We start from the raw sequence: 26850 nt of genomic DNA, 5'->3' as shown, positions 1-26850 counted from the left end.
GTTTAAGGGCGCGGCATCCACTCGCGCAGCTTGGCCATCGTCAGCGTCGTATGGCTGAGCAGGAAGAAGTGATCCGCCTCCGGAACGGTGAATGCCTGCGAGGCAGGCGCTAGCTGCCTCACCTGCGCGATGCGCCGGGCAAAGTCCCCCGACTTCACGAAGTACTCGTTTCCACCTGCAATGAATCCAGCCCTCGCCTCCCGCGGAAATTTCAGCAGCAGGTCCTCAGGCGGGTAGGCTGCCATGCAGATCAGGCGGTCAAAGCGTTCCGGGTGCTTGGTGTAAACATCGCAAGCGCCAAAGCCACCCGCTGAAAGCCCCATCAAAACCGGCTTCAGCACGGGTCGTCCCAGTCGCAATCCCACGGCCTGCACGCACTCCTGCACATACTCGCCGGAAACGGTTGAAGTGTTGATCCCATGCGCCGGACAGACGATGATGTGATTCCCAAAATGCTCGGCCAGCAATTGCTGATACCACAGGAAACTGCCGCCATAACCGTGCAGAAACAGCAGCACTGGAGTCTGCGCATCTGCACCCGCGGGCACATGCACCAGCGCCAGCCCTTCCTGCGGACGTTTTTCTGCAAAACAATACGGCAGCGCCGAAGCCACACCGGAGTATGCCGGTGATTTGGCAATCAACGCATAACGCTCCGCCACCAAAGGCCGCATCATGCCCGCCTGCGCAGGCGTCAGTCCGAGCATCGCGGGTTGTGACAGCGCCAAGGCGACGATCGCAGACTCTGGCAGCGTGCTCAGCGCCAGCCGAAACATCGGCAGGAAATCCGCCGTCGGACGACTGAACTGCGGCGGTGCTGCTGCGTGCGTGGTCTTCCAGGTGACCCGGATGACCTCATCCGCATGCACTGCCCACGAACCGCAGATTAGGAAAAGGGGCAGCAGCCAGCGCATTCCAAAATTCTACCGCGCCAGCCTGCCGCATGACAATCAGGAACTGTGACGGGCAGGGCGAATCATCGCGTCGGCTCAAGATCCGGGAGCAGGCTGCGGCTGATTGCGGGCGGCTTCAGCGGCGGCACGCTGCGCAGCTTCGGCAGCAGCCCTCTGCGCGGCCTCTGCGGCAGCACGCTGGGCTTCTTCCTGAGCACGACGCGCCTGCTCCTCTGCCTGGCGCTGAGCCATCTCCTGGGCACGCCGGGCCTGCTCTTCCGCCTGACGCTGGGCCATTTCTTGGGCTCTCTGAGCCGCCTCCTGCTGGGCGCGCATCTGCTGTTCTTCAGCCGCACGGCGGGCCTGCTCCTGCGCACGCTGCATTTCCGCCTCCTGCTGACGGCGAGCCTGCTCTTCCGCCTGGCGCTGGGCCATTTCTTGATCACGACGTTCGGCTTCCTGCTGGGCGCGCATTTGCTGCTCTTCAGCCGCACGGCGGGCCTGCTCCTGCGCACGCTGCATTTCAGCCTCCTGCTGACGACGGGCCTGCTCTTCAGCCTGGCGCTGGGCGGCCATTTCTTGAGTGCGGCGTTCGGTTTCCTGCTGCGCCTTCATTTGCTGCTCTTCAGCGGCACGGCGGGTGGCTTCCTCCTGCTGGCGCTGCTGCATGGCTGCGGCTTCAGTCTGCTGACGAACCCGTTCTGCTTCTGCGGCGGCGGCTTGTTCGGAAGCCATGCGTTCAGCCGTGGCACGCTGCTGCTGGGCCGCCATCTCCTGCTCTTGCTGGGCTGCGGTCGCAGCGGCCTGCTGGTGTGCTTTTTCAGTCTCGGCGGCTTGGTCGGCAGCCATGCGCTGCTGCTGGGCCGCCTGCGCCTCCTGCTGCGCAGCGGCGGCCTGCATGCGGCTCTTTTCCGCTTCGGCATTCGCGGCGGCTTGTTCAGCCGCCCTTTTCTCTGCCATGGCACGGTCTTGCATCTCCTGCTGCTGGCGCTGCTCCATGGCGGCGGCTTGGGCCTGTTCCCGGCCAGCATGCATTCGCGTTCTTTCCACCTCGGCGGCCACGGGTTGCGGCGAAACACTGGGTTCGGCAGACGGCTGCGGCATGACGGCTGGTGCAGCGGTCCGTTCTGGCTCAACAACAGGCACCACTGGAGCAGCCGAAGGCTCCGGGGCCTTGTTCTCCACCACGGCAGGCATCACGGCGGGTGTGGATGGTGCGGCGGCAGGAGGGCTGTTCTCCACGACCTTGCTCTCAGGCGGCACATTCGGTGCCTGTGGTGCCCCCATCCCGGGCTGGCCATGCCGCCGAGGCTCTCTCGTCGCGTCTGCGCCAGGTTCTACAGCCACAGCGGGGCGCACGGTTTCCTGGGCTGGTGTGTTCGTCGCAGGCCGTCCTTCAGGCGAATGCCGACGAGATCCTTGTGGCATGCTTCCCTGCCCCGGCTGCTGTTGCACCGTCGCCGTCTCCACTGGAGCTGTAGCTGGAGCCACAGCAGGGGGTTCAGAAGGGCTGGCAGGCCTCACGGTTTCCGGCAGAATAGCACCTGGCACTGCGGGCGGTGCATTGACGACCGTCGGTGGCTCAACCGGGCGTCGGCCAGGGCCATGCTGCATGTGCCCGCGCATCGGGGGCGGTTGTTGTTGCACCACGGCCGTTTCTTTCTCTTGGGCGATGTTCTCGCGAATCTCCCTGGCAGCCTGCTGCGGCACGCCTTCAAATCCACCCATCAAAACCGGCTTTTGGATGTGCTCTTTGATTTCGGGGCGCCTCATGTGGGCACCGGGAGCCACGGCGGGAAGTTCAACCATGGCCACAGGAGCATCCGCGTCTCTCCGCCCATGATGCTGCGGGCGCGTGGGCATCTGGTCGGCGTGCATGGTTTGCACCTGCCGCTGGGGCACCGGCCGGCCACAGGCCTGCTCCATCTGGGAGCGGGGTGGTCCTCCTTGATGGAAAAACGCATGCCGCTGGCTGTGGCTGGGCACGATCTGCGTCACGTTCACGCTGTGCTGGAAGATCGTGGTCTGCCGCGTCACGGGCGCATAGATGTTGATGTAGGTCGGGCTCACAAACTGGGTCGTGTTGATGAAGGTGTAGCTGGTGGGGCCGAGGCCGTAGCGTGAGTCACAGTCGCGATACGCACCGCTGAACACGCCTGTCTCCGGCGGCAGTGGCGCCCAGCCCACGCAATCCCGGCTTTGACGCCACGCGACCCACGCCGGAGCCCACTCGCTGCCCGGCACCCAGATCCAGCCGTAACGCGCCAGATTCACCCAGCGCCCGTAATGATAGGTAGCCCAGCCAAAGGGCTCGTTCGACTGCCAGGCCCAGCCAAGCGATGACCAGACCCAGCAACCATCCACATAGGGCCGCCAGCCCGCCACGGTGATGGTGGGCCGCCAGCAGTAGCCGTAGCCATTCACCTCAAACCAGCGCCCAAAAGGCGCCAGGCGGTCATAGAACAACGAGTAATCAGGCAGCGCCATGGGCTGCGGCGCCACATTTGGCTGGGGCGTGACGACGATGCGCTGAGTGATGGCATTGCTCTGCTGCCGCGCAGCATCCGCCTGCACACGCAGCTCGTCATTCTGCCGCTTCAGCGCATCCAGCGAGTCACGCAGTTCGGCATTGTCACGCTCCTTGAGCGACTGCGCCATCTCTGCCAGCTGCTTGTCCATCAAGGCCGTCTTGGTTTCGATCTCCAATGCCTGACGCTGCAAGGCATCTCGCGCCTCAGCGAGCTGGTTGTCTGTTTCTGCCGCCACGGGTGCGGTAGCCGCAGGCGGCATGGGTTTGTCACAGCTCGCCAGAGACCAAATGGCTGAAACGACGAGAAACGGGCGGAAAAGCGATTTCATAAACGTGGGATGTTGCTCTGACTCCCACACCCCGAATTGTATTCATTCTCTCTTCTACTACCGCCGGCGCTTGACCACCTGCTGTGTCTGCCGCGTCTTCAGCATGAGATCAGCCTCCAGCACACCGCTGAAATGCGACAGCGGATAGACGATGCTGCGGCGGCCGATGATGCTGCCGGGACTGATCACGCTGTTGCAGCCGATCTCGGCATAGTCGCCCACAACCGCGCCAAATTTTCGCAAGCCGGTGGGAATGATATCCGTGTCGGTCCTCACAGTGACCTCCAGGCGGTCCAGCCGCACATTGGAAAGGATCACGCCAGCGCCCAGATGCGCCTTGTGGCCGAGGATCGAGTCGCCCACGTAGTTGTAATGCGGGATCTCACAGCCGTCGAAGACCACGCAGTTCTTGAACTCGCAGGAGTTCCCGAGCACGCAGCCGTCGCCGATGATCACATTCTCACGGATGTAGCAGCCCGCACGGAGCTGGCAGTTGCGGCCGATCCATGCCGGACCTTTGATCACCGCCCCGGGCTCGATGGTCGTGCCTTCATCAATAAACACATCCTCGCCGATGAACGCTCCCGGTGGCACCTGGACACGGATTTCACGCTGCAAACGAAAGTCCAGATAGGATTCAATCCGCGTCAACGCCGTCCACACGGGCGAGTCATCCGGAAACAGGATGCCGTGCTTCGTGTGGGTGAGGTCGAGGTGGTCGCGCGCGGGAAACATCAGAAACGAGTTCGGCTCAAACCGTCATGATCTCTTTCTCTTTCGACACCACATGCTGGTCGATCTCAGCGATCTTCTTGTCGGTCATCACCTGAATTTCCTTCTCCATGCGATGGAGGTCGTCCTCGGTGATGTGGCCGTCCTTCTCGCCTTTTTTGATCGTTTCGAGCGCATCACGGCGGGCGGAACGCACCCGCACGCGGGCGTCTTCACCCAGGGTCTTGCACATCTTCACCATCTGCTCGCGGCGTTCGGTGGAGAGGGAGGGGATCGGCAGGCGGATCACCTTGCCTTCAATGCTGCCGTTCAGGCCGAGGCGTGACTCGCGGATCGCGCGGTCAATGTCCTGCAGCGTGGAGGAATCAAAAGGCTCGATGCGGATCAGCCGGGCATCCGGTGTGGTGATCATGGCCAGCTGCTTCAGCTTCATGTGGCTGCCGTAGCTCATCACATGCACGTCCATGTTTTCCACGAGCGTCGGCGAGGCCTTGCCTGTGCGCACAGTGGCAAATTCGTGGATGGCGTGCTCCACCGCCTTCGTCATGGCCTCTTCGGCCTCCATCATCGTCAGTTCAGGGTCCATATCAGTATCGGGTTGGAAGTTAGATCAGCCTTTCGCATCGACCATCGTACCGATGTATTCGCCGATGAGCGCCCGGCGGATGTTATCAGGTTCGTTCATGCTGAAAACGCCGATGGGCATGTTGTTCTCCATGCACAGGGAGAAAGCGGTCGAGTCCATCACCTTGAGCTGGCGTGTCAGACACTCGTGAAAGCTGACGCGGTCGAATTTGACGGCGTTCGGGTTTTTGTTGGGATCGGAATCGTAGATGCCATCGACTTTCGTGGCCTTGAGCACGATCTCGGCATTGATCTCACTGGCACGCAGCGCCGCAGTGGTGTCGGTGGAGAAAAACGGATTGCCGGTGCCGGCGGCGAAGATGACCACGCGGCCCAGTTCCAGATGGCGCATCGCTTTGCGGCGGATGAAAGGCTCGGCCACATTGTCCATCTTGATGGCGCTTTGAACGCGCGTCGGCACGTCCATCGCTTCCAGCATGCTTTGCACCGCGAGCGAATTCATCACTGTGGCCAGCATGCCCATGTAGTCGGCCGTGGCGCGTTCCATGCCCTTGTTGCTGGCGGTCACACCGCGCCAGAAGTTGCCACCGCCCACGACAAGGGCGATTTCGAGGCCGGTTTGATGCGCTGCTTTGATCTGCGCCGCCATGTCTTCGACGATGGGCGGGGAGATATTGTCATGACTGCCGGGTTCTCTCAGCGCTTCACCGCTGAGTTTGAGCAGAACGCGACGGAATTTTCGAGGAGCAGTGGAGTCGGGCATGAAAGAACAGATTTAACTCATAAAGCATGCGCGCAGGGGCCTTGCAAAGCTAATTCTGCATGTCACACATCACCTCATGAAGGACGACCCAACCATCCCCGCCGACGCACGCTTCGAAACACGTGCCATTCACGTGGGCCAGGACTACCGCAGCGAGACCGGCGCCGTGATCCCGCCGATCTACATGACCTCCACGTTTGAGACCGGGAATCCCAACGGCTTTGACTACACCCGCTCAGGCAATCCGAACTTCCGCAACCTCCAGACCACGCTCGCCAGCCTGGAGAACGCGAAGCACTGCACCGCCTTCGCCAGCGGCCTCAGCGCCATCTCCGCCATCCTGTTTTCCCTCAAGACCGGCGACACGATCCTCTCCGAGCAGCAGATCTACGGCTGCACCTACCGCATCTTCGAAAAGGTGCTGAAGCGTTTCGGCGTCAAAATCAAATACGCCAACCTCGCCAATCCGGAGAACTACGATCTCATCACCCGGCTCAAGCCCGCGCTGGTGTGGCTGGAGTCGCCCACCAATCCGCTGCTGAAAATCTTGGACATCAAGACCATCAGCGAAGCCGCGCACAAGGCGGGCAGCATCGTGGCCGTGGACAACACCTTTGCCTCCAGCCTGCTGCAGCAGCCGCTGGACCTCGGTGCCGATCTTTCCCTCCTCAGCACCACCAAGTACACCAACGGCCACAGCGATGCCCTCGGCGGTGCCGTCTGCACCAATTCCGACGAGTGGCAGGAAAAAATGATCTTCGCGCAGAAGGCCATCGGCCTGCAGCCCAGCCCCTTCGACGCCTGGCTCATCTCCCGCGGTGCCAAAACCGAAGCCGTGCGCATGGAGCGCCACTGCTCCAACGCCCTCGAACTGGCCCAGCGCCTGGAAGGCCGCAAAGGCGTCAAGAGCGTCAAATACCCCTTCCTGAAGAGCCACCCGCAGCACAAGCTGGCCAAAAAGCAGATGACCGCCGGCGGCGGCATGCTCCTCGCCGATTTCGGCCTCAGCTACGCCGACACCCTCGCCTTCATCCGCCGCCTGCGCCTCTTCACCCAGGCGGAAAGCCTCGGCGGCATCGAGAGCCTCGTCGCCCATCCCGCCAGCATGACCCACGCCTCCATCCCCAAAGACGCCCGCGAAGCCGCCGGCGTCACCGACGGGCTGGTGCGCTTTTCCGTCGGCATCGAGCACGTGGAGGACCTGTGGAAGGACATTGATGCCGCGCTGAAGAAGAAGTGATCTGCCATTATGGCGAAGTTTTACTTCATGGACCAGGAGTTCTCGGGAACTCACTTTATCCGCTTGGATGAGCTCATCGAAGGAGGGGATTTCCACCTCGTTTTCGAAGACAGTTGGTATTGGTTCCACTACTGCTTTTTCGGCCGCGACTGCATTTGCAGCGAGGAATCTGACGCCTTGAGAACCCATCTTCTGAATCTGGTGGCGATGCTCTACAAGCATCACGATCTGGTTCTGGAACAATTGCAATGGACGAAGGATGTCTTTGAACAGGTCACCAGTGAGTTTTTGGCCATCGTTGATGCCAGTAATGGCTACCCGATTAGCCTGTGGATATTTGGAGACGAGACATCCAAGGCAAATCTCGATGAGAAGCGAGCCGGGTTACCCACCTCCGAGCAGATGAAAGCATTCCTCGAACTGCCTCATTTTGCACGTACCCGCCGAGAGCGCCCGCATTATCGATATATCGACGAAAAAATGGCCCTGAAGCGCTACCGCAACGAGCTGGCCGACTTCAACCGGCGGAAGAAACTGGAGCACAAAAACCAGCAACGTCAGACTGCAACGGGCATCAACGAGTAGGCTGCCGCGCTGGGGATGGCTGTGTCACCTCAAAATGCCACGCCTCTGGCTTTCTGGTGAGGGCAGCCGCTTCTACAACGCACCGCCGCATTCCCTTGCACTTGCGCAGGTGTGAAGAAAAGTGCCGTCCCCCCCCAATGACCGACCTGTTCACCCACCCTCTCTGCAATGCCGAAGATCTCGGCAAAGCGATCCCTGACCACGACCTCGGCGTGTCCGTGTGCCTGCCGCTGTGGGAACATGTGATCGGCTATGAAGAAGGGGACCAGAATGTGGTCTCAAAGTTCAAATCCGGCTACCCGCGCTTCTGCTGCCCGCCGGCCATCTCCCGGCTGTTTGCAGCCGCCGAAAAAGAATTCGCCGCCGCTGGCGAACGCTGCCTCGTGTTTCCACGCGTCGTGCATGCGGAGCGCTGCGTGAAGTTCATCGGCACCGGTCGCGCAGTCGAATGGACGGCGCATAACCTCGGCGTCGCTGTGTTTCCGGCAGACAGCTACGTGCAGGCCCGCAAATTTTGGCGCTTCTGCGGCGAATGCGTGAGCACCCGGCAGGCCTGCGATGCTCTGGGAGAACGCCAGAGCAATGCCAGCGAGGAAGAGGGCAAGGCCGCCAACTGCACCATCCGCGAACGCATCGCGCAACTGGCCGGTCAGCAGCCTGAAGACGTCTTTCTCTTTCCCTCCGGCATGGCGGCCAATTTTGCCGTGCATCGCATGCTCACGCAGCTTTTCCCAAGCCGCAAAACCGTGCAGCTCGACTTCCCCTATGTGGACGTGCTGAAACTCCAGCAGTTCTTCGGCACCGGCGTGCATTTCATGCCGCTCATCAAGGACAGCGAATACGATGACCTCAGCGCCTTGCTGCAAAGCGAGCCGATCGCGGGCATCTTCTGCGAAGCCCCGAGCAATCCCCTGCTCCGCTGCGTCGATTTCGAGCGCCTTCTCGCGATCCGTGCTGCCGCACAACCCGGCGTCCCAATCATCATCGACGACACCATCTCCACAGTCGCCCATGTGAATGCCCATCGCGTGGCCGATGTCGTGACGACAAGCCTGACCAAGAGCTTCTCCGGCGTGGGCGATGTCCTCGCAGGCAGCGTCGTTCTCAACCGCAACTCCCCGCATCACGCCGCCTTCTCCGCCTTCCTGACGGCCCATGCCGATCACGAACTCTGGCGCGGCGATGCCGTGGCGCTCGAACTCAACAGCCGCGATTTCTCACAACGCGCCGCCAAGATGAGCCACAACGCACAGGCCCTCACCGAGCATCTGCGCAGCCATCCCAAAGTGGATCGCGTCTGGCACGCCAGCAGCGAAGGCGGACGCGGCTACGAATTCATCCGGCGTGACAACGGCGGCTACGGCTGCCTCTTCTCCTTCACGCTCAAAAACCCCGAGCAGACCAGCCCCAAAGTCTTCGACGCCCTGCGCGTCTCCAAAGGCCCGAGCCTCGGCACAAACTTCACCCTCGCCTGCCCCTACACCCTCCTCGCACATTACGATGAACTCGACTGGGCCGAGAGCTGCGGCGTCAGCCGCTGGCTCCTCCGCGTGTCCGCCGGCCTCGAAGACACCGCAGACCTGATCGCTCGCTTTGACGAAGCCCTCGCCAAAGCGTGACCGCAGCAGGAGCTACTTCAAGACCTTGTCCAGTTCGCTTTCTGGCAGGCTCATGGGATGGCCTTCCCATACAACCTTGCCCTCCTTGTCGAGGATCATGGCGTGAGGGATGCCCTTGATGCCAAAGGGCTTGCTGAATTTGCCATTGGAATCAAAGGCCACGTGGTAGTTGATAGGCACCTCTTTGAGGAATGCACTCACCGTTGGGCGGTCTTCCTTCGTGACACCAATTATCTCGAGGCCCTTGGCCTGGTACTTTTTGTAAACTTCATTGAGATGCGGAATACTGGCGCGGCAAGGCGGGCACCAGGTGGCCCAGAACTCCACGATGAGAGGCTTGCCGGCAAACGAAGAAGCCTTCTCCTTAAACTTGAGCCCGTCCACTTTCACCACCGTGCCCACATTGCTTTTGGAGGCGGTAGCAAACAGGTTCTGAAGGGCAAACAAGCTGCCGACGAGCAGCACAATCCAGGTAAGTTTCGTTTTCATGGTGGGTGGCAATGCCTTTGCAGGCTGGATTATTAAATGAAAACCGCTTCGACCTTGCAAACTAATTTCTCATGCCTCAGTCACGGCGCCGCAGCAGGTACGCCAGAAAATGCCCCAGCCCGCTGAACTTGAACTGCGGATCCACCCAGCGCTCGATCACATAGAACGCGAAGTAATACGCCCGGCAAAATCCCCACACGCACAGCGCCAGCAGCAGCGCCGTCCGCCAGCTCCAGTTCTCCACCAGCAGGATGGCCGCTGACATCAGCCCAATGAGCAGAAACAGCCAGCCCTTGAGCCACATGGCGCGGGTGGATTGAAGGTCTCTCATCATTCGCTTCTTACTAGCCCGGGCTACTTCTTCTCCAGCTTCACATAATCCAGCCCCACCATGTATCCCGGCACCGCATCCGCATGCTTGCCAGTGATCGTGAAGGTGAGCTGATGCTCCCCGGCGCTGAGCTCATGCGTTCCCCAGTCGAGTTCATCGCTGTGAATCACTTTGGGTCCATTGTATCCATCCCAGCCGGTGGCGACAGGTTTGTCATCCAACGCCACATCAATGATGCCGTAGTCCTTCGCCAGGGTGAGCGCCGCTTTCAGCGCGTACTTCCCCTTCCCCTTCTCCTGCACCGGCAGCGCCAGCGTCAGCTTCTGCCCCGGCTTGGCACCCGTCCACCAGAGCTGAGACCCCCCGCTCCATTCACCCCCGAAAGCGCCCATGCCCTGCGGCTTGGCATTGCCACCAGTCTTCGCCAGAACCTTGAGCCCCTCGCCTTCGATCGCTCCGGGCACTTTCGTCCCAGCTTTCGCCGCTCCGGCAGCCCCGCTTTGCAGATACTTCACCAGATCAATGACCTGCTCCGGCTTGAGCGCATCAAACAATCCCTCCGGCATCGTGCTCAGCTTCGAGACCTCACGCTTCGCGATGTCCGGCTGCGGCAGCGTAAACTCCACCCCGCCCATCATCGCGATCTTCACCGCCGCAGGACTTTCCTCTTTGATGACACCGCTCATCACACGCCCGTCCTTCATGGTGAAAAGATTGAGCTGGTAGGCCTTGCCGATCACCGCATTCGGATCCAGCACGTTTTCGAGCAGGTAATTCAAGTCCGCGCGATTGCTGCCGGTGATGTCCGGCCCCACGTTCTGCCCTTCGCCAAAAAGCTTGTGGCACTGGCCGCAGGTCATGGTGAAAAGCATCTTGCCCTTCGCCAAATCCCCCTTGGCCAAAGCCGCAGTCGTGAGCAGGTCACGATACTTCTTCGTCCGCTCGCCCAGATCTGCCTTCGGCGCGTTCACATCGCCCCAGGCGGATTTGATGAGGGCGTTGATTTCCGGGTCGTTGAATGCAGTGAGCTGGCGCACGAGGAAAGGGGAAAGCGCGGTGGGCGGAACTTTCTTGTCGAGCATGGCTTCCAGCAGCGTTTTCGCGCCCGCTGGCCACGCCGTAAGGGCGTTGACGGCATCCTGCACTTCGCTGGCACTGGGCTTGCGCTCGATCACATCCCGCAGCGCCCAGTCAACGCGCAGGCCCGCATGCTTCTCGGCAGCTTCACGTTTTGGAAAAAACGCGAGCCCTTGAATGATCTGGCGGCGCAGGCGGAAAGGATAGTCTGTCGAGATGATGGCGGTGAGAAGGTCCGTCAGCGAGTTCTCAGCACCCACTCGTAGCAGGACATTCAATGAGCGTTCTCGTACTGCTTCAGTTTCACCTTTTCCAACACTGAAAGCCAGGTTGTGGAAAATATTAAGCGCATTGCTGCTGCCGTTCATCGCCTCCAGTTCCCAAAGATCGAAGAAGGCAGTACGCGGCAGGTCTTGCGAGAATTTTTTTGAAAGCTCGGCCCAGTCGTCTGGCAAGGTGGTCCTGCCCGCTGCGCGTGCGCTCGCGGTGACCATGGCCAGAATCTGGCTGCTCTGCTGCAGGTCCTTGGACTCGGCAGCAAGACGCAGCAATTTCTGCCTTCCTGCATCCTCGGTGGCGAGGCGCCGATAAATCAACTCCGTCACCTTCGGCAGCTTCGACACCCGCGCGAGCTCCAGTCCGACTTTTGGATCAGCGCCAACAAGCGGTTCAATGCCATACCAGATCAACAGCGGGATCATCGGGTCGTCTTTGTCCTCGCCGTGTTTGAGGAGGGCAGTGGCCACAATTTGTTTGGAACGAAGCGGCAATTTTTGAAGGGACGACGCGAACTCCCGCCGAACATTCGGTGATGACTCTGATGAAGCTGCTTTCGCCAAGCGATCATCAAAGGCCTCGAAAGTCTCCCCTGGTTCAATCCCCAAAGTGAATAAGCGAACAATCCAAGTTCTAATCACAGGGTCTGGATGATTCCATAGAGGGTGATTCGGGCCTATGTCCAAGTTCCCGATGATTTCGCGACACCACAAGTTAAGCAATACTAGACTTGTAGCACCTTCATTTGAATAGATAGGCAGATTCAGCGGATTGTCCGAATCTACACCGGGTTCATTGGAGTGTTCCATCAGCACCCTCCTCGCCATCCGCGACTCCCACTCGTTCCCTGTCTGCACCGCCAGCTTCGCCAGCGCTTCATCACTCTCCTTCGCCAGATCTCCCTTCCACGGCTTCCAGCCATCATAGCTCACGCGATAAATCCGCCCATTGCTCCGGTCCCAGTTCTCCACCGCATTGCTGCCGCGATGGCAGATCTGCTCATCGCTCCAGTCGCTGACATACAGCGCACCATCAGGCCCCACCTTCTGCGTCACGGGGATGAAGTGCATGTCGTTGGCGCGCATGAAGTCACTGCCGTGCTTGCCCACATACGTGCTCGCATGCGGGTCGGTGTAGTTCGTCACCAGCCGATGCCCATGCAGGTTGCCGAAGATAAGCTGATTCCGATACGTCGGCGGAAAAAGGCTGCTCTGATAAATGGCGAGACCACAGTGCGCGTGGCCACCGCCGAGGGCGTTCGTGTCGTCATTCACGATGCCGGCACCCGTGGTTTTGTCGAATGCGACATCAGGACGCGCACTGCCCGCGTAGTGCGCATGATCGGCGATGGTCTTAATATCGTCATACGTGTACGGATTGAAGTGCTGCCCGGCCTGCCGCTGGTAGCGCCCGCCCGGCACGATGTGGTAGAGATGCGGGATGACACAGGCAGTGACGAAGAACTCACCATGCTGGTCGTAATCAAGCCCCCAGGGATTGCTCGTGCCCTCCGCGAAGATCTCAAACTCATGCCTCACCGGATGGTAGCGCCAGATCCCGGCATTGATGGGCTTGCGCTGATCCTCCGGCGTCCCGGGCTTGCCGACCTTGCTGTGCGTGAAGACCCCGTGGCAGCCATACAGCCAGCCGTCTGGTCCCCAGATGAAACTGTTCAGCGTCTCATGCGTGTCCTGGCTGCCCCAACCGTCGAGCAGGGCGATGGCATCAAATTTCAGCCCGGGAACGAGATTCGACGGCGGACTCGTGCGATCCAGAAGATCCGGCTTGTCATCATGATTCTTGTCCGGAATAAACATCAAATACGGCGCCGCGCCCACCCACACCCCGCCGAAACCCAGCTCGATCCCGCTGACGAGATTCAGCCCCTCGCAAAAAATCTTCTTCGTCTCAAAGACTCCATCACCATCCTTGTCTTCGAGGATCTTGATGCGGTCCTGCCCCGCACCCACTTCACGCGGTTTCGGATAGCTGTTTCCCTCCACCACCCAGATGCGCCCGCGTTCATCAAACGTAAACGCAATGGGCTGCACAAGATCCGGCTCTGCGGCAATGAGCTCCGCCTTGAAGCCACCCGGCAGTTGCAGCGCCTTCAGCGCGTCCTGCGGAGACTGCCCTTTGGCGTAATCCTTCTGCGGCTTCAGCGCCGGACCGTACATCTTCTTCGGTGTCAGGTCCGCCGTGGTGTCCTTCCGCTCCTGCGTGAGGATGAAGACCCCCGCTTTGTTTCCCACCACGATGTCCGGCAGCTTGTCGCCATTCACATCGCCCACCTGCACGTCCACCCCCACGCCGCTTTCCGCATCCACCAGGTGCGGGACGAAATCGACCCCACCCTTGTCGTCGCGTTTGGTCTGATACCAGTAGATCACACGGTGGCCGCGCTCATCCGGATCGTGTCCGTTGTGTGCCCAGTAGCGTTTGCCGGTGACGATGTCTTTGATGCCGTCGCCATCGATATCCGCCAGATACGCCGCATGCGGCTGAGAAAAGACGATGCCGTACTCGTTGTCCTGCGGCTGCTCACTTGCCAGCATGACGCGGGTCCAGTTCGGCTTGTCAGGCGCAGGCTTGTTCTGCAAATACACCGCCACGCCGTAGCGATGCGCTGCCAGGCTGGTGAAGACATCGTTTGTGCCATTGCCATCAAAGTCATACGCAAACATCTGCGCCCCACCGCCGATCCCCGCAGCGAAGTTGTGCTGCGTCCAAGGAGCCGAACTTGCCAAGTCCGGGCTGGAGTTGGCAACCCCTTGATTCTCCCACCACCGCCGCGCCTCCAGCAGATCCATCTTCCCATCCCCATTTACATCCCCCACTCCCAGCCCGTGGGTGAACTTCGCCACCTTCACATCCTCCGTCACCGCCACAAAGGGCCACTTCTCAGTGGGCTTCTCCCAGTTCGGCGCGAACCAGCCAAACTTGCCCCCCGTGCTGCACACGATCTCCGGTTTGCCATCTCCCGTGATGTCCGTGAACACCGGCGATTCATTGTCCACCACATCCGCCACGATGTGCACCGGCCAGGGCTTGTCATCATGCGTGCCGGGATTCAGGTACAGCCGCGCATCCTTGCCCGGGAATCCCAGGATGAGAATGTCGTTCTTCTGGTCCGCATTGAAGTCCTGCACATAGGCGAAGAAGTTGTCCGAGTAGCCATTGATGCTGAAAATCTTCGGCTCGTAGTACGCGTGCTTCTTCTCAAACGCCGGCCCCTCCCACCAAAACGGCCCGGCCACCACGTCCGGTTTGCTATCCCCATTGATGTCGCCAATTCCGGCACCCTCGGAATAAAAGTCACCGTGCAGTTGCTGGCGCTTCCAGGTGATCTGGGTCTCCGCATGGAGCTGGGCGGCGGCGAGGAGAAGGAAAAGCAGGCGTTTCATGGTTGGAGAACAGAAACGCTATCAGAAACCGAAGCCAACGGACAAGTTTTATGAGCAATCGGCCATCACGCTGTTTATTCTGCACCCATGCCGCCCGTCGTCATCCTCAGTGAAGAGCCCATCCAGATCGCCCCAACCGTGTTCAAAACCGGTGAAGGCGCCGAGGCGCAGTTTCTCGGCGTCGTGCGCGGCATGGAGGACGAAAAAACCATCTCCGGAATCGACTACAGCGCCTACCTGCCCATGGCGGAAAAAATGCTGCAGAACCTCGTCGAACGCGGCCAGCACGAGCACGGCCCGCACCGCGTTTTCATCCAGCACCGACTTGGCTTCGTGGCCGCAGAACAGCCCAGCATCCTCATTCAGGTGCGCACCAAGCACAGCGCGGAGTCCTTTGACCTGTGCCGCTGGTATTTGAAGGAGATCAAAACCAGCGTGCCCATCTGGAAGCGGGCGGTGTTTGTGGACTAAGCGCCCTGCTTTCCGTGCCCCGCAAAGACGCGTGATTTCACCTCTTCCCACGCGGCAAGGGCCTCTGGGCTGGCCTCATGGTCCGCAAGGCGCCGATCCAGCATTTTCAAGACCGCCGCCTCGTCCATCACCTCAGCGTCCTCGGCATCGGCGGCGCTCCAAAGTTCCTCGGCCAGTTGTCGCTTGTCGCGGGAGCTGAGCTGCTGGACAACGGGCATCGTTTCCAAAATCATTGGGGCGAGACTATCCCTGCCAGCACCGCCTGACAACGTGCAAAATGCTCCTTTCCCTCGTTGCCCGAACTCGTATCCCTTTCAAATTCCCTTCCCCATGCCCACGCCCCCCTTTCACTACCAGGAACTCCTCGAACTCGGCACCGATGACACCGAATACCGTCTGCTGACCAAGGAACACGTCTCCGTGCAGAAATTTGGCGAGAAGGAAGTCCTCGTCGTGAATCCCGAGGCTCTCACCCTGCTGGCCAACCAGGCTTTTCACGACATCAATTTCTTCCTGCGCCCCAAGCACCTGAAGCAGGTGGCCGCCATCCTCGATGATCCCGAGGCGAGCGAGAACGATCGCATGGTCGCGCTGACCATGCTCAAAAACGCCGACGTGGCCTCCGCCGGCCTGCTGCCCTTCTGCCAGGACACCGGCACCGCCATCATCATGGGCAAAAAAGGCCAGCAAGTCTGGACCGGCGGTGGCGATGAAGCCGCTCTCTCCAAGGGCGTCTACCTTGCCTACACCGAGAACAACCTGCGCTACTCCCAAAACGCGGCGCTGAACATGTTCGACGAAAAGAATACCGGCACCAACCTCCCCGCGCAGATCGATCTCTACGCCACCGATGGCGACGCGTACAAGTTCCTCTTCATCGCCAAAGGCGGCGGCTCGGCCAACAAAGCCTACCTGTATCAGGAAACCCGCGCCGTGCTCAATCCGAAGAGCATCGTCAAGTTCCTCAGCGACAAGATGGTCTCCCTCGGCACCGCCGCCTGCCCGCCCTACCACCTGACCTTCGTTATCGGCGGCACGTCCGCTGAATCGACGATGAAGCACGTCAAACTGGCCTCCACCAAGTACTACGACAACCTCCCCACCACCGGCAACGATCACGGCCGCGCCTTCCGGGATGTCGAGCTCGAAGCCCAGATGCTGCAGGCCGCGCGCGAGTGCGGCATCGGCGCTCAGTTCGGCGGCAAGTACTTCGCCCTGGATGTGCGCATCATCCGCCTGCCACGCCACGGCGCTTCATTGCCCATCGGCATCGGCGTCTCCTGCTCGGCCGACCGTCAGGCCAAAGGCAAGATCACCAAGGATGGCATCTTCATCGAGAAGCTCGAAACCAATCCCCTGCCCTACATCCCCGAAGAGCTGCGCCACCGCAAAGACACCAACGCCGTCCGCATCGACACCAACCGCCCGATGGCCGAGATCCGCGCCGAGCTCAGCAAGTATCCCACCACCACCCGCCTCCTCATCAACGGCCCCATCATCGTCGCGCGCGACATCGCCCATGCGAAGCTCAAGGAACTGATCGATTCCGGCAAGCCCCTGCCCGACTACTTCAAGAACCACCCCGTGTACTACGCCGGCCCGGCCAAAACCCCCGCCGGCATGCCCAGCGGCAGCTTCGGCCCCACCACCGCCGGCCGCATGGACAGCTACGTCGATCTCTTCCAAAGCCACGGCGGCAGCATGATCATGATCGCCAAAGGCAACCGCGGCCAGCAGGTCACTGACGCCTGCAAGAAACACGGCGGCTTCTACCTCGGCAGCATCGGCGGCCCCGCCGCCATCCTCGCCAAGGAAAACATCAAGAAAGTCGAAGTCGTCGAGTTCGCCGAACTCGGCATGGAAGCCATCTGGAAGATCGAAGTCGAAGACTTCCCCGCCTTCATCCTCGTCGATGACAAGGGCAACGACTTCTTCCAGACCGTCGGCCCGGGCTGCTCCGTGAAGCATTAAAATAAGCCGATGAAACGAGACGAGCCAGCAAAGAAGTTTGGAGACGTTCTTCTTGGTGGAAGCCGGTTTGTGTTTTGGACTCTTGGTCCTCTCATGCTTTGCTTGGCTCTGTTCATGGCCCTCATGGCTTATGTCCGATTCTCGGCAAATGATCTTCAAACAGGCTTTTTGTTTTTGGGCTGCAGCCTGATTGCCTCCTGCCTCTTTCTTGCATTGCTAAACGGACCGCGTTTCTGGTGGGCCGGGAGATTCGTCATGTTGTCCGTATTCAGCGCATACTCTTGGTATTTGCTGGATACGTGGCTGATTCATCCAAAGCCAATCGAGATTGGAGGACCAAGAAGCAGCGCAACACCATGGAATGCATTGTGTGGTCTGGTGATCATCGGTTTTCCATGTCTGTGCTACACTTTAAGAGGGCGGTTTACCTGGCGGGAGCCGCCCTCTGATCACGAGGCGCTGGAAACAGAAACATTGGAAAGTCACGATCATCCACCTTCGCAAGAAGGTTCTGAGGGGCTAGGACGTTGAGTTTTCAGCTCGCGAAGAAGCCGTCCCCCAACGTAATTTCAGAGTTATCATCCATGCACAATCCCCTCATCCGCGTCACCATCTGGAACGAATTTGTTCACGAACGGCAAAATCCCACCGTGGCAGCCATTTATCCCAACGGCATTCACGGCGCGCTGGCGGAGGCGCTGTCAAAGCATGGCGACTTCAACGTGCACACCGCCACGCTGGATGAACCGGATCAGGGTCTGCCCCCGGTGGTGCTGGATCAAACCGACGTGCTGCTGTGGTGGGGCCATGCAGCGCATGATCAAGTGAGCGATGAACTGGTCACCCGCGTTCAGGAGCGGGTGCTCGCGGGAATGGGCCTCATCGTGCTGCACTCCGGCCATTTCTCCAAAGTCTTCAAGCGCCTCATGGGCACTAGCTGCGCCCTGTGCTGGCGCGAAGCAGGCGAGCGCGAGCGCGTGTGGAAGATCAACCCGGGCCACCCCATCGCCGCCGGCATCGGCGACTGCATCGAAATCGAGCAATCGGAAATGTATGGCGAACCCTTCGGCATCCCCACACCGGACGAACTGATCTTCGTCTCCTGGTTCCAAGGCGGCGAGGTGATGCGCAGCGGCGCCACGTGGACGCGCGGCAGCGGCCGCATCTTTTACTTCAGTCCCGGCCACGAAGTGTATCCCATCTACCACCTGCCGGACGTACAGCGTGTCATCGCCAACGGCATCCGCTGGGCACGCCCGCAAGGAGCTGCAGCCAACACCCCACGCCATGTGCCGGTGGAACAGGCACGCGAGAAAATCGAAGTACGCGGAGGCACCGTGCACGTGGAAGACGGCAAACTGGCGGGGCAATAAGGAGGTCGGGCCTCTGGCCTGACTACGGACTGGGGCGTCTCGCCTTAGTTTCTGAATCAAAGGCGAGACGCCTCGATCCGCCCACAGGCCGGAGGCCTATCCTCCGTTCATACAACTACTGCGCAGCGATGTTCGCCCGCCCGCCCCGCAGCACATACTTCTGAATCTTCCCCGTCGCGGTCTTCGGCAGCTCGGCAATAAACTCAAAGCCATGCGGCACTTTGAAGTGCGCCAGATGCTCGCGGCAAAACAGCCTCAGTTCTTCAGGCGTGATGGCCGCGCCGGGTTTGAGCACAACAAAAGCCTGTGGGGTTTCCCCCCATTTTTCATGCGGCAGCCCGACGACGGCAGACTCCTGCACGGCAGGATGGCGCAAGAGCACGCCCTCCACCTCGACAGATGAAATGTTCTCACCTCCGCTGATGATGATGTCCTTCCAGCGGTCACGAATTTCGATGTACCCATCTGGATGCACGACGGCGGCATCTCCGCTGTAAAACCACCCGTTGCGGATGGCCTTGGCGGTGGCGGCGGGGTCATTATAATACCCCTTCATCACGGCATTGCCGCGAATGATGATCTCCCCCATGGACGCACCGTCTTTGGCGACCTCATGGCCATCGTCATCGACCACGCGGACCTCCGCATTCGCGAGGTATTCGACTCCCTGCCGGGCCTTGATGACAGCACGAGCCTGCGGGGTGAGGAGCGCATGCTCGGGGCGCGTCTCACTGATGGTGACGATGGGCGAGACCTCCGTGAGACCATACACATGGGTGATGTCCCAGCCGAGCTCGCCTTCCATGCGCTCGATGGTGGCGGCAGCAGGCGGCGCGCCAGCAGTGAAGACACGGACGCCACGCGGTGCGTTCTTGCGGAGCTCTTCCGGTGCATTGGCCATGCCAATGAGCACGGTCGGTGCAGCGCACAGCAGCGTGACGCCTTCCCGCGTGATCGCCTCAAAGATGAGCCGTGGGTCCGCCTTCGGCAGGCAGACATGACGCCCCCCCACCGCAGTCACGGTCCAGACAAAGGTCCAGCCATTGGCATGAAACATGGGCAGCACCCACAGGTAGCGGTCCGCGCTGGTGATGTGGGTATGCATCAGGTGGCCCATGATGTTGAAGGCCGTATTGCGGTGCGAGACCATGACGCCTTTCGGATTCGCCGTGGTGCCGCTGGTATAATTCAGCGCGATCATCTCCGTCTCAGAGATTTCGGCAGCAACGAAATCGGGCGGAGAGGCTGCGAGCGTGGCCTCATAATCGGTCCAGCCGGGCCTGCTGCCCGTGAGGGCCACAAAATGCTCCACCCCGGGCACCTGATCGCGGATGGAATCCACCGCGTCGAGGTAATCGGCATGCACACAGACAACGCGGGCGCCGCTGTGCTTCAGGATGTAGGCGAAGTCGGCGGCAGTGAGGCGGAAATTGATCGGGACGATGACGGCCCCGATCTGCGGGATGGCGTAAAACGCTTCCAGATGAGAGTGCGTGTTCGGCGCGATGGTGGCCACGCGCTCCCCTGGCTTCACCCCGAGCTTCTGCAACGCAGCCGACCAGCGGTCACAGCGCTCAAAGAATTCGCGGTAGGTGAAGCGGTGTTCCCCATCCACCACGGCTTCACGGTCAGCATAAAGTCGGCGGGCACGGCGGGCGAAGTCGAGGGGCGAGAGCGGCGTTTCCATGGAATTTGCCGATCATAGAAAGGCATTCCCCGCAGAGGCGAGCGAAAACGTCCGCAGTCTTTTCTGCAACGCGATGATTCTTGCCACGACTTTGCCGCCAAGGTGGCTTAAAGTCGGATAACCATGACTGACATTGACCCTGAAACACTCGCCGTCCGCATCCGCCAGTCACTTGGCTGCAGCAAGGATCTGGCTGCAGACTACGTGAAGGGCATCAGCAATCCCCCCGAGATCATCCACGGCAAAATCGTCGTGCGTGATCCCGAAGGGCGTATTGTAGCTCGTGTCCCGGAAAGCGTGCTGGCTTAAGCCGCACGTGATTCGATACGGGCGACCATTTCGCGCACATGCCAGGCTTTGTAGGCCCGTGGCTTCAAAATGGTCAGGCTTCGAATAAACGAGCCCCACTTGAGGACTCGAATGGTCACGTGGCGCGTGCCCCAGTTGTTCATCAATCCGAACGTCGGTTTGTAGAGATCAATGGTCTTCGTGCCTACAAGAGCGGAACCGTAGTCATCGACGACGTAGATCGAGGGATCTCCCTGAATCTGGAACACCGTGCCCACCGGGTAGATGGACCAGTCTGCAGCAGCGCTGCGGATTTGACCATGTTTGAGCGGGGTCCCGGCAGCGGTGCGGGCACCGTATTCGATATGGTCGCTTTCGTCGTGAGTGTAGGCGGTTGTCTTGACGCCTGCAATGACCTGGCCTGGAGTGCCAGCTGGGGTTGTGGTTGAGCTTTTAACTTCTTCCGCGGCAGCGGAGACGCACATAGCAGCGAGGCACAGGAGGGTGGTTGGATTCAATCTGTCGGTTGGTTGTTGGGTCGCGCTCTTCCGGATGGGGGGCCCGGGCGAGGGGCGCGCATGGTGACGAGTTCGACACTCCTGTCAACGCGCTGGTTTGTAGCCGGGACAGGCTCAAATCTTGGCTTAGGACGACCCTAAGGCCTGATTTAGCGCCACAACGTCACTTTAACCGAAGAACTGCCCCGTAAGCTTCCGCCCCGCCGGGCGACGCCATGGGCTGCCCACCGAATGTCGCAGGTGCGACACAAGACCCTGAAATAATTAGCCTGCCGGAGGGGTGCCAGGCCATGCAGTAGGCATTGTCCCCCTTGATTCCGCCGCTTTGGACGAGCCATTCGAGGCCACCTTGGGCATCAAAAGCAGCCGTGAAGATGTCCGTGGCACCCTGGGTTTTGAGAGTCTGATCAGCGAAGGTGGCAGTTTCGGAAAACTCGCCTGTCACGAAGCAACGCCCCGTGTTGTCCGTGGCGACACCAAGGCAGTAGTCGGTGGCCGGACCTTGGAGAACATGGCTCCATACCAGTTTGCCCTCGGGGCTGTAGTGCGCGAGCACGCCATCGTTGTCTTTGTCACCGGTGGTGTGCAAGGGACCGCCATTGAGAACGCCTTTGAACATTCCAGCGCACCAGGTGCGCCCTGTGGAATCGACCGCGATTTCATGGAAGCCTGCGCTCGGCACGCCCGGGAGGGTGGCGGCCCAGACGCCTTCGCCTGAAGGGGTGAGTTTCAGCACGATGCCGGCCTGGGATTTGGCATCCAGGGTCACTGAATCCATCGTGCCCGTGCCGCCGCCGCTGCCGCCTATATAGATGGAGTCATTGGCATCGACGCCAAGGCCGTGGCCGCTGCCGGAGAATTTGCCACCGGTTGCCTTCACCCACTTCAGTTTGCCATCGGAGTCATACTTGGCGCAGAAAATGGGCCGTGTGGTGCTGCCGGCATTCACGGTGACGTCGCCGAACTTGGCTTCGCCTGCGATGGCGCCGGTGACGACGATATCGCCCTTGGAATCGACCACGATGCCGTGGCCGTAATCGTAGCCTTTTCCGCCGGCCGTTTTGATCCAAAGCAGCGTTCCCGTTGTGTCGTATTTCGCAATGAAGATGTCATAATCACCCGAATTCGGGAGTGTCTGGCCGTTGGCCTGAGCATCGGTGCTTTGGTAGTGACCGGTGACGTAGGCATTGCCCGCCGCATCCGTCGCGACACCATAGCCGCGGTCCACCAAGCTGCCGCCGAGACTGCGCACCCAGAGGAACTTTCCCTCCGGAGAGACTTTGGCGAGGAAGAAATCCATGCCGCCGAGTCCGGCACGCTTTTGGTCGCCAAAGGTGCCGTCATCGGTCGCTTCACCCGCGAGGAAGACGTTTCCTTCGCGGTCAAAAGTGACCGCACGGGTTTTGTCACTTTTGGCTCCGCCACCTGCGGCGACCCAGTCGAAGGTGGGGGTGGCGGCGTGAAGGGAGGTGGCGAGGAGGAGGAGGCAGAGCGTGCGCATGGTCTTACTGGATGGGTGAGAAATCCGTGGCCTTCATGTAGATGCTCTTCACGCCTTCGGCCTGGGGCTGGATGGTCAGCGGACCGCCATTGGCTTCCTCGCTGGCGGCTTTGGCTTTGATCCAATCGGGATCAGCACGAAAGGCGGTGAAGGAAGCGAGACCGGCTTCCTTGCTGTCATGGGCGAGGATGTAGATCAGCTTGTTGGCAGCACCTTTGTCCGCATCCGTCGGGGTCCAGTAGGCGAGATTGGTCATGCCGTGCTTGGTGAAGAGCTTCACGGTGTGATCGCGAAAGCGGGCGAGCAAGGCGTCGAGCTTTCCTTCAGGCGTGGTGTAGGTGCGCATTTCGAACACGCGGGGTTTGCTGCCTTTGGCAATGGTCAGCGGCGGTGAGAAATCCGTCGGTTTCATAAAGATCGACTCCGGTGCTTTGGCGAGGATCTTGCCCCCCTCTTCACTGGCCTTGCGGGCGGCCTGCCATTCGGGATCAGCGCCGAACGCTTTGAAACTTTCCTTGGCGGCTTCGCGGCTTTTGTGTTCGAGCACGTAGATGAGGGTGGTTTTGGAACCGTTCTCTTCATCCACCGGCACCCAATAACCGACATTGATCATGCCGTGCTTTTCAAACAGCTTGCAGGTGTGATCGCGGAAACGGGCCAGCAGTGCGTCCAGCTTGCCTTCGTTGCAGGTGTAGATGCGCAATTCGTACACCCGGCTGTCATCGGCGGCGTGGATCAACGGGGCGAAAAGACTGCCGAGGGCAAGGGCGAGAAAGGTGAGGCGCTTCATGAGGGATGAACATACGCCTTGGAAGTGAATGCTTATCAAGAAGCGACAGCGAAAATGCCATCCACCTGCCATGTGGCAGGTGGATGGCATTACTTCAGGCCTTAGTATGTTTGAATTGGATCACTATTCTGGGCAGAGCCGCGGGTCATCTTGACCCTGCCCACCTCATATTACTGTTTGCGCCACTGATCCGGCTTACCTTGGGACGTATGCCGCACGCGCTCAATGTGGATTGGCGCTTCGGGTGCGATCTGCTTGGCGCGTTCGATGGCCTCAGCCTGAGTGGCCTCCACGGCGCTTGCGCGTTCTGAGTTAGGCCTTCTGACTGCGTAGTCGCCTTCAGGACGTCGTTCGATGAACAATGAGTTATTATGCATGTTTTTGCTGTGTTTGTATGTTGGTCTTGTATTGGAAGTGAGAGCCGTATTAGCCCTCCTGACTCTTACTATTGCCGAGAATTTCTTCCAATTTGCCGACGCCATGATAAAAAACTGAAAATCGTGCCGCCAAAGAAAGCTGCAGGTCAGAAGTCATTTCCAGAATCGAACGTGTCTTATTAGTGATGTCTGACCAAGTTCACTCTTATGGCGGTGGTCGCAAGAGGCGGCAAGAATACTCACGTGAGTTCCAGTGGACGGCACAGGCATCGGAAACTACGTACCATTTTCCAGGAGGATCTCCAGAACCGTGAAACTCGCCCATGCAGGAGCATTCACAGGTGACGCCCACTGCATTCCAACATGCCGGAGCACATTTCTGATTGGAACGATACGGCTGTATCACATAAATACTTCCAAACCGCTCCAGCGCACGGTGCACCAAGTCTTCAAACCATGTCTTGGGCGCCTCCCAACGTTTGCGCAGGGAGTCCCACACAGGCTCCTTACGATGTTCGCCCTTTAACCATTGCCGGTTTCCGTCGACGTAAGGCAATCGGACCAACAGTGGTTTCGATTGTCCTTGTCGATAAACAACAGGTGTCTCCTTCTGCTGCCAAACTTCCTTTAATCTGGGGTCTTGACCGTCCATAATTGAAATTCGGAGCGGGGTTTATGTGATCCACAAGAGAGTAAAAATAGCATTATATCGGGGCATAGGAAGGGACTGTTCCTCCACCTCGCCGGAGAACTCGAAAGGGAGGTGGCTGAACCAGGCACTATGTTCTACTCGCTCCCTACTACTCCCCACGGATCTGCCTTGTTGAATTTCCCATGCCAGCGATCCAGGTTGAACAACCTGTCCTTTCTCTAGCCACACACGTATTCCATCCTCTTTCCTCCACCACCATTCAACTTTTCCTTCCTTAATACTAACGGCAATGCAGTCGAACCTCGAGTCGCGAATGAATCGAAGGGTCATTGCAGTTAACGAGGCACGAAAGAGTTCGGCCCACTCTCCAATTTTGTTTAAATCAGGTTCTGCTTTGATCATCAGCGGCCGAAGAAGACCTGTGGGGATCAAAAGTTCAGAAGAAAAATAATTGGCCTCTGCTTCGATGGGGCTTCCAAAATAATCGCGCAGATTGGCGGAGGTGCACAAGAAGAGCTGCGACTCAGATTCATGCAACAGCCAGTGACCTAGCTCGTGCCCAATGGCAAAGCGTCGAACCCCCTCTTGGGTGATTTTCGCATTGAGCCGAATGCGTCCTTCGTGCTTATTTCGAACCAATCGCGCGGACGCACCAGACACACCTCCTTGAATGACTAAGACTCCAAGTGCCATGGCAACGTCTTCGAGGTCCAACACTCCCGGTTTGCGACCGGAGAATCTTTTATTCAGCCGGAATGCTTCGCCCTGAGCACGAATAAGATTGGCATTGCGACTAGTCATCTTGGGCATCATCAGCCTTTTCATTCAAGGCGGTCAGGTCGTCGTAGAGCGATTGAAGGTCTTCGTCCTTTGAAGATTGAAACTTACTGAAATAGCCTGCCGCATTCATCGGACCGAGCGAACGAATAAGATTTAGCACCTTTTCACGCAAACTGCTCCCTAGCGGAACGGATTGGGGGATGGACTTCAAATGTTTCAGCCGGTTTCTTCGGGCGACAGCCAATTCGGCGGCTGCCATCTCATCATCTAGCAGTTCTTGCATCGCCTTAAATGAAGCCTCTGGATTTATGGCCCTGCGTTTTAGTTCGTCTCGGATTTCACGCTCTGAGAGCGCGTCGATAGCCAGCTGTGGTTCGCGGACAAAATTGTGCAAGTCTCGCAGAACATCTGCCGCATTTCGCGTTGGAGTGTAGTCAGACATTGGACGCTTTCTGTGAAGTTTTGGCTTTTTTGGCTTGAAATTTTTTCACCCGGGTAGCTAGACGTTTTCGAACTGCATCTAACTGGGTTTCGATAATTTGAAGGTGTTTGGCCAGCTCGGATCTTTTGGTCATGCCATCATAAAGAGCCTCAAAGAGAGTCTGAACCAGTTTATCATCAGCAATCTCCGTCAGAAATTCGAGAATGAGGTCGTCCCATTCTGCTTCTAATTCCAACTTTTCAATCGAGGCATCTTCATTCGGAAAGCCGTCGAGTATTTGCTGGCCTTCTTCCGAGTCCTCAGATTCCAATGTTCGTTCACGAATAACCCGCTGGTTCTCCACTCGCTCGGAGTCGTGATTGATATCACTGTCGATTACGCCCCTTAAATGCTGATCGAGCGAGCATCTATCAGATTGCCACACGCGATCTCCCTTCAAGGTCTTGAGGACAGCGGCCTGGACGAAATCCTCAGCAAGTTTCCCACGTAACGGCGGTCCACCCAATATACCATGCCAGGTATGCTGCTTTACACCATCGTCGGCATAAAGTAGCAACCTGTCCCAGAGTACTTGGGTCAGCTCGGAACGTATTCGTTGGACAATATCGGGAGTGGGAGGGCTCATATTTGACGCGAGGCTCTCTGGTCTCCTCCTAATGCCGACCATTTCCCAATATTTGCCAGCGAATTTAATAAAAGCTTCTAGTGATCCGGTTTGGGCCTTCCCCTCGGGGCGAAACTAGGCTATAGTCCTAATTGCTTTGGGGACCTGCGACTAGTGCGAAACTGTCCAGCCAGACGCTTATCGTCGTACTTGGCTGGAGGCCAGTTCATCACACGCGAACACCGGGGGTCGTGCCACAGATTCGTCCTCTGGACTTAGGCAGAAGGACATAGCAGAATTCATTCATGGAAACGCAAGAGCGGCATGCCTCATCCCGCTGCGGAGAATGCCGGGGCCGCAGGCGTAAAGGTTCGAGTTCGGCGTTGGATTTTCCGGGCACATTTTGTGTTGATCAATCCTCGGACATCGGCACCGGTGGAAATGCCGGACATGCTAACGCTGGAGACGTTTGCCGCTGAGGCTACCACATCAATGCACTCAGTCTGGAGCAGGTGCGCAATTGCCTTGGCAGGGATCTCGCTG

General features: G+C 59.2%; 25 protein-coding genes. 8 read left to right on the top strand and 17 right to left on the bottom strand.

Going from position 1 to position 26850, the window contains the following annotated elements; translation table 11 throughout:
* Positions 1 to 2: 2 nt before the first annotated feature.
* The 5 genes from AC3RLQ_RS23555 to pyrH all read right to left on the bottom strand — a co-directional run bounded on the left by AC3RLQ_RS23555 (position 3) and on the right by pyrH (position 5832).
* Positions 3 to 914 carry an alpha/beta fold hydrolase gene (locus AC3RLQ_RS23555; RefSeq protein WP_493031104.1) on the bottom strand — a complete coding sequence of 304 codons (912 nt, stop codon included), beginning with the start codon at positions 912 to 914 and terminating at the stop codon, positions 3 to 5.
* 75 nt (positions 915 to 989) lie between these two features.
* On the bottom strand, positions 990 to 3752 hold the full coding sequence (locus AC3RLQ_RS23550; protein ID WP_493031103.1) for a DUF6600 domain-containing protein: 2763 nt from the start codon (positions 3750 to 3752) through the stop codon (positions 990 to 992).
* A gap of 57 nt (positions 3753 to 3809) precedes the next feature.
* On the bottom strand, positions 3810 to 4487 hold the full coding sequence (locus tag AC3RLQ_RS23545) for an acyltransferase (protein ID WP_493031102.1): 678 nt from the start codon (positions 4485 to 4487) through the stop codon (positions 3810 to 3812).
* A 16-nt stretch (positions 4488 to 4503) separates the two neighbouring features.
* Positions 4504 to 5070, bottom strand: coding sequence for a ribosome recycling factor (frr, locus tag AC3RLQ_RS23540; protein WP_493031101.1), 567 nt, complete (start codon positions 5068 to 5070; stop codon positions 4504 to 4506).
* 24 nt (positions 5071 to 5094) lie between these two features.
* On the bottom strand, positions 5095 to 5832 hold the full coding sequence (gene pyrH / locus AC3RLQ_RS23535; RefSeq protein WP_461528109.1) for a UMP kinase: 738 nt from the start codon (positions 5830 to 5832) through the stop codon (positions 5095 to 5097).
* 76 nt (positions 5833 to 5908) lie between these two features.
* On the opposite strand from pyrH, the gene AC3RLQ_RS23530 reads away from it, so the two are divergent.
* From AC3RLQ_RS23530 to AC3RLQ_RS23520, 3 genes are all read left to right on the top strand, one after another.
* On the top strand, positions 5909 to 7072 hold the full coding sequence (locus AC3RLQ_RS23530; protein ID WP_493031100.1) for a trans-sulfuration enzyme family protein: 1164 nt from the start codon (positions 5909 to 5911) through the stop codon (positions 7070 to 7072).
* A 9-nt stretch (positions 7073 to 7081) separates the two neighbouring features.
* Positions 7082 to 7657, top strand: a complete 576-nt coding sequence (locus tag AC3RLQ_RS23525; RefSeq protein ID WP_493031099.1) for a hypothetical protein — start codon at positions 7082 to 7084, stop codon at positions 7655 to 7657.
* Between the two features lie 137 nt (positions 7658 to 7794).
* Positions 7795 to 9276: a PLP-dependent transferase gene (locus tag AC3RLQ_RS23520; protein ID WP_493031098.1), complete on the top strand. Its 1482-nt coding sequence runs from the start codon at positions 7795 to 7797 to the stop codon at positions 9274 to 9276.
* A 12-nt stretch (positions 9277 to 9288) separates the two neighbouring features.
* Here the strand turns inward: AC3RLQ_RS23520 and AC3RLQ_RS23515 are convergent, their stop codons facing one another.
* The 3 genes from AC3RLQ_RS23515 to AC3RLQ_RS23505 all read right to left on the bottom strand — a co-directional run bounded on the left by AC3RLQ_RS23515 (position 9289) and on the right by AC3RLQ_RS23505 (position 14853).
* Positions 9289 to 9765 carry a TlpA disulfide reductase family protein gene (locus AC3RLQ_RS23515; protein WP_422321508.1) on the bottom strand — a complete coding sequence of 159 codons (477 nt, stop codon included), beginning with the start codon at positions 9763 to 9765 and terminating at the stop codon, positions 9289 to 9291.
* Positions 9766 to 9841: 76 nt separating this feature from the next.
* Positions 9842 to 10099, bottom strand: a complete 258-nt coding sequence (locus AC3RLQ_RS23510; protein ID WP_493031097.1) for a hypothetical protein — start codon at positions 10097 to 10099, stop codon at positions 9842 to 9844.
* A 20-nt stretch (positions 10100 to 10119) separates the two neighbouring features.
* Positions 10120 to 14853, bottom strand: a complete 4734-nt coding sequence (locus tag AC3RLQ_RS23505) for a PVC-type heme-binding CxxCH protein (RefSeq protein ID WP_493031096.1) — start codon at positions 14851 to 14853, stop codon at positions 10120 to 10122.
* A gap of 87 nt (positions 14854 to 14940) precedes the next feature.
* Here AC3RLQ_RS23505 and AC3RLQ_RS23500 point away from each other — a divergent pair, with 87 nt between their 5' ends.
* Positions 14941 to 15324, top strand: coding sequence for a molybdopterin synthase catalytic subunit (locus tag AC3RLQ_RS23500; RefSeq protein ID WP_461528103.1), 384 nt, complete (start codon positions 14941 to 14943; stop codon positions 15322 to 15324).
* On the opposite strand, the gene AC3RLQ_RS23495 is transcribed toward AC3RLQ_RS23500, so the two are convergent.
* Positions 15321 to 15542, bottom strand: a complete 222-nt coding sequence (locus tag AC3RLQ_RS23495) for an addiction module protein (protein WP_461528132.1) — start codon at positions 15540 to 15542, stop codon at positions 15321 to 15323. The two genes, AC3RLQ_RS23500 and AC3RLQ_RS23495, sit on opposite strands and share 4 nt — an antisense overlap.
* A 112-nt stretch (positions 15543 to 15654) precedes the next feature.
* Here AC3RLQ_RS23495 and AC3RLQ_RS23490 point away from each other — a divergent pair, with 112 nt between their 5' ends.
* Genes AC3RLQ_RS23490 through AC3RLQ_RS23480 form a run of 3 tightly spaced genes read left to right on the top strand, consistent with a single transcriptional unit; the run spans position 15655 to position 18668 of the window.
* A complete protein-coding gene (locus AC3RLQ_RS23490) occupies positions 15655 to 17295 on the top strand; it encodes a fumarate hydratase (RefSeq protein ID WP_493031095.1) in 1641 nt (546 codons plus the stop codon).
* A gap of 9 nt (positions 17296 to 17304) precedes the next feature.
* The gene (locus tag AC3RLQ_RS23485; RefSeq protein ID WP_493031094.1) at positions 17305 to 17826 is read left to right on the top strand and encodes a hypothetical protein; all 522 of its coding nucleotides are present in this window, start codon (positions 17305 to 17307) and stop codon (positions 17824 to 17826) included.
* Positions 17827 to 17879: 53 nt separating this feature from the next.
* Complete coding sequence (locus AC3RLQ_RS23480; protein WP_493031093.1) at positions 17880 to 18668, top strand: ThuA domain-containing protein; 789 nt, start codon at positions 17880 to 17882, stop codon at positions 18666 to 18668.
* Between the two features lie 115 nt (positions 18669 to 18783).
* Here AC3RLQ_RS23480 and AC3RLQ_RS23475 read toward each other — a convergent pair whose 3' ends face one another.
* On the bottom strand, positions 18784 to 20355 hold the full coding sequence (locus AC3RLQ_RS23475; protein ID WP_493031092.1) for a long-chain-fatty-acid--CoA ligase: 1572 nt from the start codon (positions 20353 to 20355) through the stop codon (positions 18784 to 18786).
* Positions 20356 to 20478: 123 nt separating this feature from the next.
* Between AC3RLQ_RS23475 and AC3RLQ_RS23470 the strand changes: the two genes are divergently transcribed.
* A complete protein-coding gene (locus AC3RLQ_RS23470) occupies positions 20479 to 20664 on the top strand; it encodes a hypothetical protein (protein ID WP_300198149.1) in 186 nt (61 codons plus the stop codon).
* Here the strand turns inward: AC3RLQ_RS23470 and AC3RLQ_RS23465 are convergent.
* The 7 genes from AC3RLQ_RS23465 to AC3RLQ_RS23435 form a co-directional block, all read right to left on the bottom strand.
* Positions 20661 to 21161 (bottom strand): 3D domain-containing protein, encoded by a 501-nt coding sequence (locus AC3RLQ_RS23465; RefSeq protein WP_493031091.1) that lies wholly within the window; start codon positions 21159 to 21161, stop codon positions 20661 to 20663. The genes AC3RLQ_RS23470 and AC3RLQ_RS23465 overlap by 4 nt on opposite strands.
* 163 nt (positions 21162 to 21324) lie before the next feature.
* Positions 21325 to 22662 (bottom strand): SBBP repeat-containing protein, encoded by a 1338-nt coding sequence (locus AC3RLQ_RS23460; protein ID WP_493031090.1) that lies wholly within the window; start codon positions 22660 to 22662, stop codon positions 21325 to 21327.
* Positions 22663 to 22666: 4 nt separating this feature from the next.
* The gene (locus tag AC3RLQ_RS23455; RefSeq protein WP_493031089.1) at positions 22667 to 23452 is read right to left on the bottom strand and encodes an NIPSNAP family protein; all 786 of its coding nucleotides are present in this window, start codon (positions 23450 to 23452) and stop codon (positions 22667 to 22669) included.
* A gap of 170 nt (positions 23453 to 23622) precedes the next feature.
* Positions 23623 to 23829, bottom strand: coding sequence for a DUF2188 domain-containing protein (locus AC3RLQ_RS23450; protein WP_493031088.1), 207 nt, complete (start codon positions 23827 to 23829; stop codon positions 23623 to 23625).
* Between the two features lie 673 nt (positions 23830 to 24502).
* On the bottom strand, positions 24503 to 25306 hold the full coding sequence (locus AC3RLQ_RS23445; RefSeq protein WP_493031087.1) for an ImmA/IrrE family metallo-endopeptidase: 804 nt from the start codon (positions 25304 to 25306) through the stop codon (positions 24503 to 24505).
* A complete protein-coding gene (locus AC3RLQ_RS23440) occupies positions 25275 to 25703 on the bottom strand; it encodes a hypothetical protein (RefSeq protein ID WP_493031086.1) in 429 nt (142 codons plus the stop codon). The genes AC3RLQ_RS23445 and AC3RLQ_RS23440 overlap by 32 nt, the downstream gene beginning before the upstream one ends.
* Positions 25696 to 26328 carry a hypothetical protein gene (locus AC3RLQ_RS23435; RefSeq protein WP_493031085.1) on the bottom strand — a complete coding sequence of 211 codons (633 nt, stop codon included), beginning with the start codon at positions 26326 to 26328 and terminating at the stop codon, positions 25696 to 25698. The genes AC3RLQ_RS23440 and AC3RLQ_RS23435 overlap by 8 nt, the downstream gene beginning before the upstream one ends.
* Positions 26329 to 26850: the final 522 nt, after the last annotated feature.

Source organism: Prosthecobacter sp. GW821-HT29F12, from assembly GCF_058803405.1.
The sequence above is the reverse complement of the archived record's forward strand: the minus strand, read 5'-3'. Positions and strand labels throughout refer to the sequence as shown.

Coding starts and splice junctions, on each gene's coding strand:
- AC3RLQ_RS23555 (WP_493031104.1), bottom strand. CDS start 914: ATGCGCTGGCTGCTGCCCCTTTTCCTAATCTGCGGTTCGTGGGCAGTG.
- AC3RLQ_RS23550 (WP_493031103.1), bottom strand. CDS start 3,752: ATGAAATCGCTTTTCCGCCCGTTTCTCGTCGTTTCAGCCATTTGGTCT.
- AC3RLQ_RS23545 (WP_493031102.1), bottom strand. CDS start 4,487: ATGTTTCCCGCGCGCGACCACCTCGACCTCACCCACACGAAGCACGGC.
- frr (WP_493031101.1), bottom strand. CDS start 5,070: ATGGACCCTGAACTGACGATGATGGAGGCCGAAGAGGCCATGACGAAG.
- pyrH (WP_461528109.1), bottom strand. CDS start 5,832: ATGCCCGACTCCACTGCTCCTCGAAAATTCCGTCGCGTTCTGCTCAAA.
- AC3RLQ_RS23530 (WP_493031100.1), top strand. CDS start 5,909: ATGAAGGACGACCCAACCATCCCCGCCGACGCACGCTTCGAAACACGT.
- AC3RLQ_RS23525 (WP_493031099.1), top strand. CDS start 7,082: ATGGCGAAGTTTTACTTCATGGACCAGGAGTTCTCGGGAACTCACTTT.
- AC3RLQ_RS23520 (WP_493031098.1), top strand. CDS start 7,795: ATGACCGACCTGTTCACCCACCCTCTCTGCAATGCCGAAGATCTCGGC.
- AC3RLQ_RS23515 (WP_422321508.1), bottom strand. CDS start 9,765: ATGAAAACGAAACTTACCTGGATTGTGCTGCTCGTCGGCAGCTTGTTT.
- AC3RLQ_RS23510 (WP_493031097.1), bottom strand. CDS start 10,099: ATGATGAGAGACCTTCAATCCACCCGCGCCATGTGGCTCAAGGGCTGG.
- AC3RLQ_RS23505 (WP_493031096.1), bottom strand. CDS start 14,853: ATGAAACGCCTGCTTTTCCTTCTCCTCGCCGCCGCCCAGCTCCATGCG.
- AC3RLQ_RS23500 (WP_461528103.1), top strand. CDS start 14,941: ATGCCGCCCGTCGTCATCCTCAGTGAAGAGCCCATCCAGATCGCCCCA.
- AC3RLQ_RS23495 (WP_461528132.1), bottom strand. CDS start 15,542: ATGCCCGTTGTCCAGCAGCTCAGCTCCCGCGACAAGCGACAACTGGCC.
- AC3RLQ_RS23490 (WP_493031095.1), top strand. CDS start 15,655: ATGCCCACGCCCCCCTTTCACTACCAGGAACTCCTCGAACTCGGCACC.
- AC3RLQ_RS23485 (WP_493031094.1), top strand. CDS start 17,305: ATGAAACGAGACGAGCCAGCAAAGAAGTTTGGAGACGTTCTTCTTGGT.
- AC3RLQ_RS23480 (WP_493031093.1), top strand. CDS start 17,880: ATGCACAATCCCCTCATCCGCGTCACCATCTGGAACGAATTTGTTCAC.
- AC3RLQ_RS23475 (WP_493031092.1), bottom strand. CDS start 20,355: ATGGAAACGCCGCTCTCGCCCCTCGACTTCGCCCGCCGTGCCCGCCGA.
- AC3RLQ_RS23470 (WP_300198149.1), top strand. CDS start 20,479: ATGACTGACATTGACCCTGAAACACTCGCCGTCCGCATCCGCCAGTCA.
- AC3RLQ_RS23460 (WP_493031090.1), bottom strand. CDS start 22,662: ATGCGCACGCTCTGCCTCCTCCTCCTCGCCACCTCCCTTCACGCCGCC.
- AC3RLQ_RS23455 (WP_493031089.1), bottom strand. CDS start 23,452: ATGAAGCGCCTCACCTTTCTCGCCCTTGCCCTCGGCAGTCTTTTCGCC.
- AC3RLQ_RS23450 (WP_493031088.1), bottom strand. CDS start 23,829: ATGCATAATAACTCATTGTTCATCGAACGACGTCCTGAAGGCGACTAC.
- AC3RLQ_RS23445 (WP_493031087.1), bottom strand. CDS start 25,306: ATGAAAAGGCTGATGATGCCCAAGATGACTAGTCGCAATGCCAATCTT.
- AC3RLQ_RS23440 (WP_493031086.1), bottom strand. CDS start 25,703: ATGTCTGACTACACTCCAACGCGAAATGCGGCAGATGTTCTGCGAGAC.
- AC3RLQ_RS23435 (WP_493031085.1), bottom strand. CDS start 26,328: ATGAGCCCTCCCACTCCCGATATTGTCCAACGAATACGTTCCGAGCTG.